Raw genomic sequence first — 629 nt, forward strand, 5'->3', positions numbered from 1 at the left:
TGGCCTTTTCTATTATGCACTGCGTTAGGCGTTTCCATATCTAATGCTAAGTGCGGTCTCATTTCATTGTAAATATTAATTGATTCGGTAACGAGTATTTTCAACTCTTCGATGGTTTTACATCGGTAGAGTAAGAACTCTTGTTTGAGTATGCCATTGATTCTCTCTGCCAATGCGTTTTGGTAACAATCGTATCCATCTGTCATTGAAGGATGAATACCATATGCTGTTAATTCCTTCTGATAAATAGCCGAACAGTACTGCAGCCCTCTATCAGAGTGGTGTACAGCGTTGCCTTTATACCTGTTATCTTTAACGGCCATTTTTAGTGCTTTCACTACATTCTCAGCTTTCATGTCTGAACTTAAGTGATGGCCAACAATCTTCCGGGAACCAGAGTCGGTCACCAGCGATAGATAATGCACGCCTTGGTCAGATTCAAGGTAAGTAATATCGCTAACCAAGACATGCTCAGCATTATGAAGCCCTTCTTCCTTAAGTAAATTTGGATGCTTTTTCATCCAATGTTTACTGAATGTAGTTTTGGTAAAGCTTTTCTTTGGCTTAACGAGTAGTCCCTCGCTCCTTAAGTAAGTAAAAAAGCCATCTCGACCTAGTTTAATCCCATG

The 629-nt window shown here is 39.9% G+C and carries 1 protein-coding gene; it reads right to left on the reverse strand.

The annotated features are described in order from the left end of the window. Window positions 1-629: IS3 family transposase (locus WA381_RS20990; protein WP_336138626.1), on the reverse strand; the 629-nt coding region annotated here is incomplete at both ends.

The sequence above is a fragment of the Alteromonas sp. CH_MED4-4 genome (assembly GCF_037029575.1).
Lineage (GTDB): Bacteria > Pseudomonadota > Gammaproteobacteria > Enterobacterales > Alteromonadaceae > Alteromonas > Alteromonas macleodii.